General features: G+C 57.8%; 23 protein-coding genes. 13 read left to right on the forward strand and 10 right to left on the reverse strand.

The window, feature by feature from the left end; all coding sequences use genetic code 11:
- Window positions 1-768 precede the first annotated feature (768 nt).
- From AC5I5B_RS03095 to AC5I5B_RS03155, 13 genes are all read left to right on the forward strand, one after another.
- Window positions 769-1,047 carry a hypothetical protein gene (locus AC5I5B_RS03095; RefSeq protein ID WP_495752331.1) on the forward strand — a complete coding sequence of 93 codons (279 nt, stop codon included), beginning with the start codon at window positions 769-771 and terminating at the stop codon, window positions 1,045-1,047.
- Between the two features lie 10 nt (window positions 1,048-1,057).
- Window positions 1,058-1,876 carry a ParB/RepB/Spo0J family partition protein gene (locus AC5I5B_RS03100; protein WP_495752332.1) on the forward strand — a complete coding sequence of 273 codons (819 nt, stop codon included), beginning with the start codon at window positions 1,058-1,060 and terminating at the stop codon, window positions 1,874-1,876.
- 230 nt (window positions 1,877-2,106) lie between these two features.
- Window positions 2,107-3,033: a hypothetical protein gene (locus tag AC5I5B_RS03105; RefSeq protein WP_495752333.1), complete on the forward strand. Its 927-nt coding sequence runs from the start codon at window positions 2,107-2,109 to the stop codon at window positions 3,031-3,033.
- A complete protein-coding gene (locus tag AC5I5B_RS03110; protein ID WP_495752334.1) occupies window positions 3,030-3,629 on the forward strand; it encodes an HAD family hydrolase in 600 nt (199 codons plus the stop codon). Before AC5I5B_RS03105 ends, AC5I5B_RS03110 begins: the two co-directional genes overlap by 4 nt.
- A 204-nt stretch (window positions 3,630-3,833) precedes the next feature.
- On the forward strand, window positions 3,834-4,373 hold the full coding sequence (locus AC5I5B_RS03115; protein ID WP_495752335.1) for a hypothetical protein: 540 nt from the start codon (window positions 3,834-3,836) through the stop codon (window positions 4,371-4,373).
- Window positions 4,374-4,378: 5 nt separating this feature from the next.
- Complete coding sequence (locus AC5I5B_RS03120; RefSeq protein ID WP_495752336.1) at window positions 4,379-4,579, forward strand: hypothetical protein; 201 nt, start codon at window positions 4,379-4,381, stop codon at window positions 4,577-4,579.
- Complete coding sequence (locus tag AC5I5B_RS03125; RefSeq protein WP_495752337.1) at window positions 4,576-5,211, forward strand: dATP/dGTP diphosphohydrolase domain-containing protein; 636 nt, start codon at window positions 4,576-4,578, stop codon at window positions 5,209-5,211. The genes AC5I5B_RS03120 and AC5I5B_RS03125 overlap by 4 nt, the downstream gene beginning before the upstream one ends.
- Before the next feature lie 59 nt (window positions 5,212-5,270).
- Window positions 5,271-5,540 (forward strand): DUF2312 domain-containing protein, encoded by a 270-nt coding sequence (locus AC5I5B_RS03130; RefSeq protein ID WP_495752338.1) that lies wholly within the window; start codon window positions 5,271-5,273, stop codon window positions 5,538-5,540.
- A gap of 21 nt (window positions 5,541-5,561) precedes the next feature.
- Window positions 5,562-5,903, forward strand: coding sequence for a hypothetical protein (locus AC5I5B_RS03135; RefSeq protein ID WP_187772370.1), 342 nt, complete (start codon window positions 5,562-5,564; stop codon window positions 5,901-5,903).
- Between the two features lie 3 nt (window positions 5,904-5,906).
- A complete protein-coding gene (locus AC5I5B_RS03140) occupies window positions 5,907-6,152 on the forward strand; it encodes a hypothetical protein (protein ID WP_187772371.1) in 246 nt (81 codons plus the stop codon).
- Complete coding sequence (locus tag AC5I5B_RS03145; RefSeq protein WP_187772372.1) at window positions 6,149-6,400, forward strand: hypothetical protein; 252 nt, start codon at window positions 6,149-6,151, stop codon at window positions 6,398-6,400. Before AC5I5B_RS03140 ends, AC5I5B_RS03145 begins: the two co-directional genes overlap by 4 nt.
- Before the next feature lie 10 nt (window positions 6,401-6,410).
- Window positions 6,411-7,751: a DNA methyltransferase gene (locus tag AC5I5B_RS03150; RefSeq protein WP_495752339.1), complete on the forward strand. Its 1,341-nt coding sequence runs from the start codon at window positions 6,411-6,413 to the stop codon at window positions 7,749-7,751.
- Window positions 7,752-7,770: 19 nt separating this feature from the next.
- Entirely contained in the window at window positions 7,771-8,022 is a 252-nt protein-coding gene (locus AC5I5B_RS03155) for a hypothetical protein (RefSeq protein WP_334426362.1), read from the forward strand.
- Here the strand turns inward: AC5I5B_RS03155 and ligD are convergent.
- The 10 genes from ligD to AC5I5B_RS03205 all read right to left on the reverse strand — a co-directional run bounded on the left by ligD (window position 8,019) and on the right by AC5I5B_RS03205 (window position 14,019).
- Window positions 8,019-9,077, reverse strand: a complete 1,059-nt coding sequence (gene ligD, locus AC5I5B_RS03160; protein WP_495752340.1) for a non-homologous end-joining DNA ligase — start codon at window positions 9,075-9,077, stop codon at window positions 8,019-8,021. The two genes, AC5I5B_RS03155 and ligD, sit on opposite strands and share 4 nt — an antisense overlap.
- 75 nt (window positions 9,078-9,152) lie before the next feature.
- Window positions 9,153-10,178: a DNA polymerase III subunit delta' gene (locus AC5I5B_RS03165; protein ID WP_495752341.1), complete on the reverse strand. Its 1,026-nt coding sequence runs from the start codon at window positions 10,176-10,178 to the stop codon at window positions 9,153-9,155.
- Window positions 10,171-10,845 carry a dTMP kinase gene (gene tmk, locus AC5I5B_RS03170; protein WP_495752342.1) on the reverse strand — a complete coding sequence of 225 codons (675 nt, stop codon included), beginning with the start codon at window positions 10,843-10,845 and terminating at the stop codon, window positions 10,171-10,173. Before tmk ends, AC5I5B_RS03165 begins: the two co-directional genes overlap by 8 nt.
- 103 nt (window positions 10,846-10,948) lie before the next feature.
- On the reverse strand, window positions 10,949-11,278 hold the full coding sequence (locus tag AC5I5B_RS03175) for a hypothetical protein (protein WP_334426364.1): 330 nt from the start codon (window positions 11,276-11,278) through the stop codon (window positions 10,949-10,951).
- Window positions 11,262-11,714 carry a hypothetical protein gene (locus AC5I5B_RS03180; RefSeq protein WP_495752343.1) on the reverse strand — a complete coding sequence of 151 codons (453 nt, stop codon included), beginning with the start codon at window positions 11,712-11,714 and terminating at the stop codon, window positions 11,262-11,264. Before AC5I5B_RS03180 ends, AC5I5B_RS03175 begins: the two co-directional genes overlap by 17 nt.
- Before the next feature lie 149 nt (window positions 11,715-11,863).
- Window positions 11,864-12,115, reverse strand: a complete 252-nt coding sequence (locus AC5I5B_RS03185; protein ID WP_495752344.1) for a hypothetical protein — start codon at window positions 12,113-12,115, stop codon at window positions 11,864-11,866.
- A complete protein-coding gene (locus tag AC5I5B_RS03190) occupies window positions 12,115-12,408 on the reverse strand; it encodes a ubiquitination-like system serine protease family protein (protein ID WP_334426367.1) in 294 nt (97 codons plus the stop codon). Before AC5I5B_RS03190 ends, AC5I5B_RS03185 begins: the two co-directional genes overlap by 1 nt.
- Window positions 12,408-13,403, reverse strand: coding sequence for a glycoside hydrolase family 19 protein (locus AC5I5B_RS03195; protein WP_495752345.1), 996 nt, complete (start codon window positions 13,401-13,403; stop codon window positions 12,408-12,410). The genes AC5I5B_RS03190 and AC5I5B_RS03195 overlap by 1 nt, the downstream gene beginning before the upstream one ends.
- A 67-nt stretch (window positions 13,404-13,470) precedes the next feature.
- Window positions 13,471-13,668, reverse strand: a complete 198-nt coding sequence (locus AC5I5B_RS03200; protein ID WP_495752346.1) for a hypothetical protein — start codon at window positions 13,666-13,668, stop codon at window positions 13,471-13,473.
- A gap of 18 nt (window positions 13,669-13,686) precedes the next feature.
- Window positions 13,687-14,019 carry a hypothetical protein gene (locus AC5I5B_RS03205; protein WP_495752347.1) on the reverse strand — a complete coding sequence of 111 codons (333 nt, stop codon included), beginning with the start codon at window positions 14,017-14,019 and terminating at the stop codon, window positions 13,687-13,689.
- Between the last annotated feature and the right edge of the window lies 1 nt (window position 14,020).

The raw sequence follows: 14,020 nt of genomic DNA on the forward strand, positions 1-14,020 counted from the left end.
TACATGACACGGGTTTGGATCGGGCGACTGCGCTTTCACGTATTCCATCGCGGCGACGCCGACCCCGACTGCCACGACCACCCGTGGGACTTCTGGACGTTCCCACTCACCAGTTATGTGGAAGAAGTAGCCGAGCCGATATGGATGAGCGGCCCGCTCCCCATGCAATATCACCTTCGCCGTCAACTAGTCCGAGCCTTTCGGCTCCATTACAGACCTGCGACCCATTGCCACCGCGTTGTCGGACGCTCAAGCGGTCAAGGCCTCCAAACCGAAAACGGACGGATTTACACCCTCGTGTGGCGGGGCAGCTCCGGGCGCGCGTGGGGCTTCCTGAAAAACCGGGATGGGCAATGGTGTTGGACGCCATGGCGCGACTACATACTCAGCAGCGGGAAAAACGTGCCGTGCGCACCGAGCGAAGGCGGTGACGCATGATGACCGAAGCCGACATCGCTCGTAGCGCTCGAGATATTTGCACCCATTCTAGACGTAACCCCGCTTACCGCCAGTGGATACATGAAACCGCCGTTCCAATGCGGGATGAAGTCGCCCCTGGCACACCTCTGTCCGAGTTCCGTGGCGAGCTTCTCGAACGCTTCGTCGACGGCAGCATTCGTTGTTTAGTCGAGGAGACCGGTTTACGGGCAAACCAGCAATCGAGGTACGCGCGATGAGGGCTTTTCTCGTTTGCGCAGCGCTTGGGCTCGCCGCGTGGTTCCTGCTGCTGTCAACGCTTCGGATCCTTTTACTGATCGGGGTCTTGTGATGGCAGCCGAAAACCGCCCCAACACACTATGGCCGGTCGGCACCAAGGTCACCTACCTTAACGCCTACGGGCTGGAACCTATCGATGGCGTCGTGATCAAACACTACGGCGAAACCAATGTGCTCGTCGAGGATCCTCGGGGCGTCAGGCATTTCGGAGCCACATGGCGGATCTTCACCGCGCCACCTTCCCCTAAGCGGACCGTCGATTTGGATGACCTGATCGACTCTCCCCCTGTCAAACCGAAGCCGGTCGATCTCGGCGACCTGCTCGTGTGAGGAAACACGCATGACCGCTGCATCAAACCAAGGCGTCATCAAATCGCTCGCCGTCGGCCGCTCCGACATCTACCGCATGGACCCGCACGACCTGAACGTGAAGGTCGATTGGAATTGCCGCTCGATCAACTTCAATGCCGATGATCCCGAAGACTTGGCGCTGGCGGAATCCATCTCGCAGGTCGGCATCAAACAGCCGCTCACCGTCTACACGGAAGATGGCAAGGCTTTCATTTCCGACGGTCATCGCCGCCACGGCGCCACCATGTACGCGATCGAGCATCTCGGAGCCGAGATCAAAAGCGTACCGGTGCAGACGGAGGATCGGTATTCGAGCGAGGCTGATCGTGTATTCAGCCAGATCGTCCGCAATTCCGGCAAACCGCTGACACCGATCGAACAGGCGCGCGTCTTCAAGCGTCTCATCGACCTCGGCTGGACGGAAAAAGACATCCAGCAGAAGACCGGGCTTGCTCGCCAGTGGATCGTCGAACTTCTCGAACTGCAGGCCGCGCCGGCTGCCGTCACCAACCTGGTGGCCACAGGCCAAGTCGCCGCGACGCTCGCCATGGCCACGTTGAAGAAGCACGGCGGCGACGGTGTTAAAGCCGCTGGCGATCTGACGCGTGCAGTCGACAAGGCGCAGGCGGAAGGGAAAAAGCGCGCCACCGCGAAGCACCTGGATGCCGGCGAAAAGCCAAAAACCCTCAAGGACCGGCTGACGACGTTGTTCGAAGCCGCTGAAATTTTCCATGTCGAAGAAGGTCCGTACACGATCAGCCTCACACCCGACCAGTACGCCGAGCTGCGCAGCGCGCTCGATCTTTAGGAATCCGACATGAGGTCAACACCTGTCGACGATTGGCATGAAGTCATTTGTAAACTGGGTAGGCTCGGCATTCCGTTCGTGGTCCGCAACGGGGGTACTCATATCAAGTGCAGAACTGTCAACTACTACCCAACTACGGGGCGGGTCCAAATCGACAACGCGAGAGCATTTAACCAGATCGGGTTCGACTTTCTACTCGAGGTCCTGATCGAAGAAGGAATCCATCAATTATGACCACCATCTCCGCCAAGACTATTCTGCGATCACGTAATGCCAGTGCGCCTGACAAGGTGCTCTCGACGCTTCTCTTGCGCTACCCTCGGTTCATCCATGCCGAATTCCTCACTCATCGCGTGTTCAGCCGGAATGCTGCCAGCAGTCGCGCTATCCCCGTGAAGAAAATGATCGACGACATCCTCGCCGACACCGCCATGCCCATCCATTGGGGAGCGGCGCAGAAGGGTATGCAGGCTGACCAGGAATGTGATGCACGATTGCGTCTCATTGTGCCGGGAGGCGTTTCGCGCGAACGGGCATGGCTATGGGCACGTGATGAAGCGATCCGTATTGCCCGTGCCTTCGAAGCAGCCGGCTACCACAAGCAGGTCATCAACCGCCTGCTCGAACCGTTCCTCCATATCACTGTGCTCGTGTCGTCGACGGAATGGGACAACTTCCTCGAATTGCGCGACCACAAGGACGCCGAGCCGCATATCCAGATGCTCGCTCGCGAAATCCGGAAGTGCCTTGAAGACGAGTCGACGGTGCAGACGCTTAATCCTGGTAAATGGCATCTGCCGTTCATCACCAGCTTCGACGAAGATCTCCTCTATGAGGCAAGTGGTGGGGATCACAACATCGGCGTCGAGATCCTGCAAAAACTCTCCGTCGCCCGCTGCGCCAGCACGTCCTATAAAACCACCGACGGCTTCGATATGACCTTCGACCGCGCCGTCGCGATCTACGACAAGCTGCACACAAAACCATTCCATGCCAGCCCGTTCGAGCACGTCGCGCAGGCTGATGAATTCGAAGACCTGGCTTATCATTTCGAGCGACCGGCATTCAAAACCGCCGCCTGCTGGAAGCACAGCGAAGAACACGGCAACTTCGTCGGCTTCCGCCAGCGCCGCCGTCAACTGGAGTTGCAGGCATGATCGACTTCCATCGCCAGAACCGAAACCTTCACATCATCCTCGATTGCGACGACGTGCTCTTAGACTGGCTCGGCGCGTTCAGACGGTTTGTTTCAGCCGTCGAGAACCGTCCTATCGAAGGATTGCCGGATTCGTGGGACATGAGCGGATGGCTCGGCCTGACGCCGGCAGCGTCGCGCGAGATGGTCGTCGGCTTCAATCACAGCTCCCAGTTCCAGTATCTCGAAGCATGCCCGCATGCCGTAGAGAACGTCACAGCGCTCAAGGAGATGGGCCACAGGCTGACAGTGTTGACCAGTTGCTCGGACAACCCCCTCATCGTCGCCAGGCGGAAGCTCAACCTCGATCTGATATTCGGCGACATCTTCGAACAGGTGATTTGCCTGCCGCTCGGCGAAAGCAAAAAGAAGTGGCTCGGTATCCTCGAGCGCGGTGTCTGGATCGAAGACAACTACAACCACGCCGTCTCCGGTCACGATTGCGGCCACAAGTCTTTTATGGTTCGACGATCACACAATCGATCCCACGAGACGCCCGGCGATCCCTTGGTCACGTGGATAGACGATCTGCGGCCAATCGTTTCACTTTTATCTTGACTTTCACTTTTAAGGTGGAAATATGAATGTAAGTGAAGATGAAGACTGGGAGTCGGCGTGTCAGGGGAAAGAGCGGTTCGCCGCGAAAGTCGTAGCCTCGGTGCGCAAGCGATATCCGAAGGCTGAACCTTACAAATGCAAATTCTGCGGCTTTTTCCACCTCGGACGCCAAACGGCAAAGCGCAAAAGAAGGAGAAACTGGAAATGACAGACTTAAACACCCTCGCTGCCGCAATCCATGCCTCCAATGCCCACTGGTGGCGTGACCCGGCGACAGGCGAGCGCCTCAATCGGAACAAGGGCGAAATGCTGATGCTCGTTGTCAGCGAACTTTCCGAAGCCATGGAAGGCGAGCGGAAAGACCTGATGGATGACCACCTGCCCAATCGCAAGATGGCGGAAGTCGAACTGGCTGACGCCAAGATCAGGCTCTTCGATTTTGCTGGCGGCTGCGGATACAGGCTCGTCAATCCGGAAGGGCTTGCGATCGACCTGACCGACAATCGCGCCGAAGCGCTGTTTGCAATTACCCGCCTCATTACAGGGATCGGCAATCTGATCGAGTCGAACTGGCACGTTCGTGTCGGCATCGAGATCACGCGCGTCCTTGCTACGATCGATGCTTACGCTGCCAAGTTCGGCTACGATGTCGACGGCGCCGTTGCTGAAAAGCGAGCTTACAATGCCGTCCGCGCCGATCACAAGAATGAAGCCAGGCTTGCTGCAAACGGCAAGAAGTGGTGATTTCCATGGCGCTCGTCGAGATTACGAAAACCACCAGCGTCAATCCCCGTTACGTCCAGAGCATCCAGTGCTACTATAGCTCCGGGCACGTTACCGTACGCATGCGCGATGGTGTTGAGCACAACGTCCAGCCGGTGCACAACGAGAGTGTGTGGGAAGCCTACGATCGCGTCCGCGAGGCAATGGTTGCGGAGGCCTGCTCATGAGCACGAAGGAAACGAACCCCAAGGACGGCATCGGTATCAAGAAATGGCGCCAGTTTGCCACTATTCCAATGACTGTCATGGCCGAAGTCGGCATCGCTATGCTGGAAGGCGCGGCGAAATACGGCCGGCACAACTACCGGGTTTCCGGCGTCAAGGCATCGGTCTACGTCGACGCTGCAACGGGTCACATCATGCAGTGGTGGGAAGGCGAAGACATCGATGCCGATAGCCAACTCTCCCACATCACCAAAGCGATCAGCAGCCTCGTGGTTCTGCGCGACGCGATGATCCAGCAGCAGTTGAACGACGACCGTCCGCCGAAAGCCAATCTGGAAGCGATTCGTACCGAACTTCAGCGCGTTGTTGACGAGATGTTTGAGAAGTACCCGGAAGGCGTGGAGCCTTACACAGAAGCAAAGCATTCTCGTCTACCAACGTTGACAGATGTGGTTATCGCAGAAGCTCAATGCTTTACCGCTGGGGCACTGTCGGCGAAATTGGAGGATCTCGGGCAAAAACCTGCACACTTCCAATCCGCCAAATCGTTCATCGACGGTGGCCTTGCAGGCGACGAGGAAGCATCCGACGAGTTCGCGATGCTTTCTACAATGGAATACGCTATGGCCACGTAGGGCTGCTTGACGCGCTTATATTTCACGTTTAACGTGACTTTCAATAATTAGGAGTCGAAATGTCTATCGGACACAACAGCGGCGACACGGTCGCTTCCGCAGAATTGCGCCAGATTATCGAGCGCGTAGAGCGGCTTGAGGAAGAAAAGGCGGCGATCCAGGGCGACATCAAAGACGTGATGGGTGAGGCCAAGGGTCGCGGTTACGACACCAAGGCAATCCGCACCATCATCCGCCTTCGAAAGAAGGACGCCAACGAGCGTCTCGAAGAAGAAACCATTCTGCAGACGTACATGGCCGCGCTCGGCATGACGATGCTCGACCCCTGATCCCAACAACGGAGACAACAAATGAAACTCGGCGAACTGCGCGGCGCAATCCGCAAGACGAAGGGTAGCCCCTTCACCATCGTAACCATCGGCGGCGAGGCTGTTACGCTCGTGCTGCAAAAGACCCCTCTCCTCGAAGAACTTGACCGCGTGTTTCCGGGCGGCAAGGCTGCTGAAACCGGCCTGACGTTCGACGCGGCCACCGGCAAACTTGAAGGCTTCGACACCGCCGCTCAGGCGTCCGTCACAGCAGTTGTCATCAACGACGATATCGATCTTGACCTTGCTGAGATCGCACACGGCACTTTGGTTACGGCAGACGCGATGCTTCGCAACGCGGATTCCGACGACCTGCTGGTGTGAACCATGGCCGCCAGCGACAACTACATCCAAGTTGCTTTTCTGCGCGGCCAACTGGACGCCGCCTATGAGGCGATTGCCACCCTGTGGGCAATCTCTCAGGACACATCCCAAACCGACACCCAACATGTCACCGACCTCGATCAGGCAATCTTCGAAGCGATCAAGCTGCTTCCGCCGAACCATCGAACAGACGACATGCCGGCTTTCGTTGCACCTGCCGATCCCTCTGATGACGAGTTGCTCGTATGATCGAAGATATGTCTCTCGAAGAACTGATCGATCTCGCCATGTCCAACGGCGAATGGCACTCGATCCGCATTTTCAACGGCAAAATGAGCGGCGGCGGCAATATGGTCAGCATGGGCCGCGATCACAGCAGCTTCGTTGTCGACGCTCTTGTGCCCGAGTCCGCGCCTTCGGAGAAGTTGCGCCACGTCCTGCTTCAGGTTCTGCGAAACAAAGCGCCAACCGACACATCCGACGATCTTCTGGTCTGAAAGTATTCCTATGACGAACATCACGCTGCATCCCGGCGACAACCGCGCCTCGTTACGACGCCTGATTGCACAGGGCGTGCGCGTCCATTCTGTTGTGACAGACCCACCGTATGGACTGGTTTCGATCCAGAAGCGTTTCGGCAAGGAAGGTTCGGCCCCTGCCCGTCGTGAGAAGAACGATGGGAGCTTCGCGCGCCTGTCTGGCGGCTTCATGGGCCGCGCGTGGGATGGAACAGGTATCGAGCGTGATCCCGAGTTCTGGAAGCTGATTTACGACATCTTGTTACCGGGCGGCTATGTCTTCGCTTTCAGCGGGAGCCGCACCGGTCACTGGCAGGCCTGCGCCATGGAGATGGCCGGCTTCATCATGCACCCGATGCACGGTTGGTGCTTTGGCTCGGGTTTTCCGAAGGCCAGCAATGCCGAAAGAGCGATCGACGCGCATAGATGTGACCGCCCGGGCCGTCATTATGAGTCCGCCCTTCCAAGCGATCCTCGACCAGATGATCACGTTTGCGACTCTTGCGAAGAAGGTGATCCTTGGGTGGGTTGGGGTTACGGAACCCAGTCGCAGAAACCTGCACTCGAGCCGGTTTTCCTTGGGCAGAAACCATTCACTGAAAAGAATGGCGCTGCAAACCTGCAGATGCATGGTGTTGGAGCTGTAAACATAGATGGTTGTCGTGTGAACGGTCGTCATCCCGCCAACCTGATCCTCGACGGTTCACCGGAAGTTGTCGCGATGTTCCCGGCAAAAGCTGGTGCTGCGGCGCCAGATAAAGGGACCGAGCCATCAGGTGTGACTAAGGACATTTACGGCAAGTTCAACGGTCGGACTCCCGGCACGTTCTTCAATGATGAAGGTTCTGCTGCTCGTTTCTTTCACCAGTTTCCACTTAGCGACGAAGATTACGCGCATGCGATAGCCGTGGGTGTCATCGGCGAAGACCGCGGTGCTGCTCTCATCTACAATGGGAAAGCGGGCAAAGCAGATCGCGCTGGCAGCAGCCACCCCACCGTAAAACCCATCGCCCTGATGCAGAATTTGATCCGGCACATCACGCCACCGGGCGGCATCGTGCTCGATCCATTTGCCGGCTCCGGAACAACCGCTGAGGCAGCTCGGCGCGAGGGGTTTGACTGCATTCTCATGGAAGCCGAAACTGAATACGTCGAATTTTTAGGACGCAGGTTTCCAGAGATTAACGATTGCAACCAAAAAATGTTGCTTTCAGATGAACTACTTGATGAAAACTTGTTCACGGTATGTTCACATCCTAAAAGAAAAGGATTAAATTCCTACTTGTCAGATTTGATCGGTGAAAACGTCGACCTGAGCGACTTAATGTGAGAGTGGAACAATGAATGTAATGAGTTTTGAACAGCTTCCTTTTGTCGTCTCAAACGCAGGCCGGCTGCATCCATGGACGCCGGTTCGCACCAACGATTATCAGGCTGACTGCGACGCTGGTCGCTTATATTTCACGCAGCTTCATTCTGTGATGATGGCTACGGAAAATCCGCTCCACCTTTCTCGCGTGTTACAAGCGCAGGTCGAAGCCGGCAAATGGGAAGGTGTTGAGATCGGCTTTGCCCAGGCTATGGCCGAGGCCCTGTGCTAGTCTAGCCGATACACGTCAGCGTTATCCTGACGCTCGCGCAGGCCCTTGTAGGCAGCATGCCGAAGCTTTTTGTCCGGCGTTATTTGGCGGAATTCGATTTCGGCAATTAAAGTGGGTTGCAACCAAACGACTTTCCGTCGGCCGCTGTACGATACCGGAGGCGTTTTCTTTCGCCACGGAAGTTTCCCCATCAGTTTTTGCAACTCCGCGGCACTTCGGGCTTTGAATCCGGTGCCAACACTACCGACATAGCGCAGGTCATCTCCATCGTAACCAGCCAGCAGCAAGGATGAGAAACCGCCTAAAGAGTCCGGTTCGTAGCCAACTATAAAGAAGGCTTCCGACTGAACGCATTTCAGTTTCACCCAGTCGCCGGTTCGGCCGCTGCGGTAGGCGGCCGTGCGATCTTTGCCGACAATCCCTTCCAACCCATGGCCGCACGCATGGCGTAAAAGGTCGGAGGGATCAACATCGAGCAATTCTTCGGAAATCCGGATCGCTCCCTCGTAGCCTTGCAACATCTCTTCGAGCAGATGCCGCCGCACGCTGTAAGGCTCGTCACGAAGGTCTTTGCCGTCAAGATAGAGAATATCAAACGCGTAAAGGATCGCATGGTCTGCGTTCTTGCCCCCACTCCGAGCACCCGAAGCACCGAGGTTGTTCTGCAACGCGTTGAAGTCCGAGCGTCCCTGTTCGTCAAGGACGACGCCTTCACCGTCGATTATGAATGATGCCGGGCCCAAATCCTTAGCCGCTTCGGCAATCGCGGGGAACCTGACCGCCCAGTCGTAGCCGCCTCGCGTAAATATCCTGACGCCACCGGGTTCATTGTGAACCGCCAGACGATACCCGTCCCACTTGATCTCCCATCCCCACTTGTCACCGCGAGGCGGCTTCTGTTTCAGCAGCGCAAGAGCGGGGTCGACACGCCCTGGCATCGGATCGAGCGGCAATGCCGGCTGCGACTTGTTACGCTTGCGGATCGGACGCGACGCGACTGGCTTCACGTCGTTGCGGAGGAGAGGTTTGGATCGAGAGCGTGGCGTTTTCGTCATTGGCGAGAGCCTGCGCCAGAAACATTGACTCTTCGTTACACCGGAGCGGCGGCGGAGAAGGCGTTGCGCCCGGCCTCACATGCCGCGAATATCTTCCAGAATGGAAAGCACCATCTGCTTCTTGTCGAGATTATAGGCCTGTGCCACGCTGATGCGTTCCGAAAGCGCCGAGGAAAGCCGCGCATGCTTTTCCGCCGCCGCGATATCGCCTGCCACCGCCGCTGCCCGTGCGCGCTCCATCAGCTCTTCCGTCACATGCTCCATGAAGAAGCCGAGGACGATGTCGCCGTCCTTCTGCGCGAGAATCTCGGCAAGCTTGTGCATCTGCTTGCGCGCGCCCGGCCCTTCGGCTCCCATGACCTCGGCAAAGGCCTCGACGATGTCCGAGCCGCCGTAATTCAGCAGCTTGAGCGCCTGCGCGACGCTGCCCTTGGAGGCGGCAAGCAGGGCGTCGCGTTTTTCACCCGATGGGCTGATGCCGAGATGATCGAGCGATTGCACCATGGCCGCGTCGGAAAGCGGCAGGAGCCTGAGCGGCATGCAGCGCGAGCGGATGGTCGGCAGCAATTTTCCCGGCGCGTGCGACAGGACGAGGAACATCGCCCGCTTTGGCGGCTCCTCCAGTATTTTGAGGATCGCATTCGCGGCATTGCGGTTGAGATCGTCGGCGGGATCGATGATGACGATGCGCCAGTTGCCGGTGCCCGAGGTCTGCGAAAAGAAGTGCCCTGCCCGCCGCACCTCGTCCACGGTGATGGCTGATTTCACGCGGCCGGTCTTTTCGTCCACCGGACGGGTGAGATGCAGGAGATTATGCGAGGCGCCTGCGGTGATCTGCCGGCTGACCAGCGATTGCGGATCGGGATCGGCAAGAAAATCCGGCGCCAGCAACGGATCGGGATGGCTGAGCACATGATTGGCAAAACGGAAGGCAAGCGTCGCCTTGCCGATCCCCTCCGGCCCCTCGATCAGAATGGCGTGATGGCCCTTGCCGGAGCGATAGGATTGCGTGAGAAACGCTTCCGCCTCGTCATGGCCAAAAAGCTTCGTGTTCTGCTGCGGTGCAATCGCGCCGTCGAGAACGCCCTGAACCTCACTCATGCGCCGCGCCCGCTGCTGTTCCCAGCTGTTCAAGCAAAGGCTCGACGAAGGACAGGACATCCTCCGCCACCTTTCCTTCCGGCTGGTCGGCATTGACAATTCGGCAGCGACGCGGTTCGGCGAGCGCAATATCCAGATAGGCTTCCCGCCGCTTCTCGTGGGTTTCGATTTCCTCTTTCTCGAACCGATCAGGCGCAGCGCCCTCATCCGCACGCTTTCTGGCGCGGGCGAGCCCCTTTTCGGCGGCGATATCGAAAATCAGTGTCAGTTCGGGCACGACGCCGTCAATCGCGATGCGTTGCAGGGTTTCGATGAAGTCCGGCTCCAGATTGCCGGTCGTGCCCTGATAAACGCGAGAAGAATCGAGAAACCGGTCGCAGAGGACGATCTCGCCGCGCGCGAGCGCCGGGCGAATGACCTCTTCGACATGGTCGTTGCGGGCAGCCGCAAACAGGATTGCTTCCATGCGCACGCCGAAGGATTCGGCCGCACCCGACAGGATCACATGCCGGACAGCCTCCGCACCCGGCGAGCCACCCGGCTCACGCGTCACGACCACCTCGAAACCACGGCCGCGAAGCGCCTCTGCAAGCATGCGAATCTGCGTCGACTTGCCGGCGCCTTCGCCGCCTTCGAAGCTGATGAACAATCCGGTCTTTTCGGCCAATGTCACGTCCTGCACAGGTTTTCTGGAATTCGAAATGCCTGTTTACAGCATCGAACCGAAATGTGTGAAGCGCATTTAGGAAAATCGGATATCTGAGCGTGACCTACGTGCGGCGTGCCAGTTCCCGGTGAATTCGCAACTCTTCGCGAATGCGATCCATCTCAGTTGCCATGTGGCCCCAGTGGCGGCCGGCTTCTTTCATTACTTCAGTCATGTCCGTGATTGCGTCGGTGTGCGCCTCGAGCGCTTTCGTCGCGTTGTTAAGCGCGGTGGGATCGACGATAACCGCAGCAACCTGCGCTGCGGCCTGAGATTTCTCGGGAGTAGCTTTCGCGCCGGCAAGAATGCCTAGATGACGCACGGCGAAAATGATCGCCAGCGTAGCGCCAAAGACGACGAGAGCGAGCGGAGGAAGCTCAGCCAATCTTTCCATTGGGAACCTCTCCCTGGTCATGCGCTGCACGATGGATGTTGACCAGCTCTCCTACAGCGAAGAGCGGATAGATGGCGATCCACGTACTGATGACCCCGGAAGATGCAAAAGCGTATGCGATGCCAGCCCAAACTAGACAACCGGCTCCGGCTGAAATCTGCCGGATCTGCGGTGTGACGGTCTTTCTGGCTCCGTTAATCACCAAACCGATGATACGGAGGCAGCCGATAACGAACATGATCCAGCCAAGGAAATTCTCTGACGGGACAATCTCATTGAAGCCCATGAAAGCCGGCTGGTTGAAGGTTTGCGACGGAAGCAACAGGACCCACCCGAAGGCAATCAAGTGGCCTGCCATGAACCACTCCATCATCCGTGGCCCGAAGCGATGTTGAATTCTCACCCACATCCCGGTGCCATGATAACCAGGTTCCATGTTCACTCCCCTGCCCTTATTTGCGGCAGGCAGCGTCTTGGCTGCACTGGCGGTTGTTGGAGTAGATAGCGGGGCCGGCCGTCGGATCCTGCGACGCGAGACGTGCTGCCTCTGGATCGGAAAAGCCGATGTGCTGATACCCGCTTCCATTAATCGCAGTTGCTGTCTGGCAACTTGCTGTCACGCATGAAAGCAAGACAACGCTCGCGAGACGAAAGCTTGCGGAACGAAGCATCGTTTTTCTCCAGTTTGGTGATGCGGTTGAGAGCCTCTTTTGCAGCCTCGAGCTTGGCATTTTCCCGTTCGCGGAATGAACCGTAAGAGCAAGCCGGGACAACCATCAACGCTGCGCCTACGACGGCACCGATGCCCAGTTTGAAATAGTCGGTGAGTCCGAACATCAGCACGATCTCCAAACGCCGTCAGTGAGAAAGCCATGCCAGTGGCCGACATGGTGGACGCTCGGCGTCAGGGTCGGCTTTTCACGATCGCCATTCCACTGCCACGAAGGCGACGGATGCGGTCGGAAATTCAGCGCTCCGGTTCGGCCGCACCCGCACGGGCAGGAGTAAACCAGTCCTGCGATCTTCTGATCGCGATCGACGAAGAACTCGAAAGCACCTGCGGTGGCCTTCACATCCTCGATATCTTCGCAGTAGGTGGCCGTAACCGGAGCAGTTCTGACTTCCGCCATCACGCCATCCCCCGCACCTGTTCAGATACAACTTTGGCATCCGACTTCTTGCGCCAGAGCAGGAAAGCGCCAGCAAGCCCGAACGCGAGGAGGATCAGCGCGAGGTTCTGCCACGGCATCGAGCCGACCGCTGCCAAAACAGAAGAGAGACCGCTGCCTGTTACAACAGGCACGATGACTTCCTTCGACTTCCACCACGGCGCATCAAGGCTCGGCGGTGTGACCGGAACCGGCTTTTCCTCGACGACGGGAGCCGCTTTGACCTGCACAACCTCCGACTTCGGCGACAGGTCGACGAGCATCAGGTGGATGGCAGCACGCGTCTGCGGACCGTCGAGGCCGTCAAGCTTGCCCTTGTAGTGGCCCGTCTTCTGCCCGGCGTTCTGCAGGCCGATGATATCGGTGACTTTGAACCCGAGCACGACAAGGCCGAGGCGCGTGTAATAGTCGAGGCGATCCGCGAAGCCGTTCAGGCCGCCGTTGATGCGGCGGGTGATCATTTCGGGATCGTTACGATCTGCGTAGCGATTGAGGCTCTTGCCGTCGGGGTTACCTTCGTCCCAGTACCAGATCGCCGAAAGCCCTTCCCACGGATCGGTATTGATCAGGTCGGGGTTCTTCACGAAGTCGGGCGGGTTGAAGCCCTTCCGCTTGCACCACTGGTAGAACGCGCGGATGTTGCGGGCTCCGGTCACCTGGATCGGGCCGCGACCACGGTTCTTGTAGCCGTCGCCGTCCTTCTGTGGCGTGTTGCCGAGGTCCGTTCGGGTGTCGTAGCGCTCCTGTGCCGGCGTCGGGCCCCAAATCTCGCGGTCATAGCGGAACGATCCGCTTTCATGCATCAACTGGGAAAGGTAGGGAACCGTTCGGTGTGGAAGGTCCAAACCGGCACTTGGGCCGTATTTCGACAGCGCCATCATGACAGAATTCAGGTTGCTTTCGTCAACGCGCCCCTTTGCTGCGGCGCGGACCTGAGAGACGGACACTGCTGTCATGGATTAATCCTCGGGAACGGAAGTGGACCCGATGAGAAATACACAACATCACCCTAAATTACAACTTTTATGAGGAATTTTGAGCATCAAAAGGAAGCTCCGTCTGATCGTTCAGCATGTCTTCGAGCTGCTTTTGAAGCGCGTCGCGCTGGCGGCTCGCCAGTTCCAGTTCGGACGCAAGAGCATCGCACGCGTTCGCATGACGCTCGATTTCCGACTGCAGGAAGGTGTTCTGTCGTTTCAATGAGTCGATGTAGGAAGCCATGTTTATCTCTCAGGAGTCTCAGGGGATGGAAGGCGCGAGGATCTCGGCTGCGCGGTCTGCGCCGAAAAGCGTGGTAGCGATCTGCACCAGGAGCGGCCACATCTCGTGGTCACTGCGGTACGAATTCGCGGTTTCGAAGATTTTGCGAATGCGGATTGGTTGCTGCTCCATGGCGGCGAGAACCTGCGCGACTTCGCCGCTGTTGCCATCCGCGCCGCCATCTAGGCGGGTCCAGAAGTCGACGCTGTATACCACCGTGACAGGTGCGATTTCTATCGGTGTATAAGAGCGCAGTTCGGCAATTTCATCCGATGTCATCGCAACCGTTTTTCCATCGACAACTTTCTTCATT

The sequence above is a fragment of the Agrobacterium sp. genome (genome assembly GCF_059499945.1).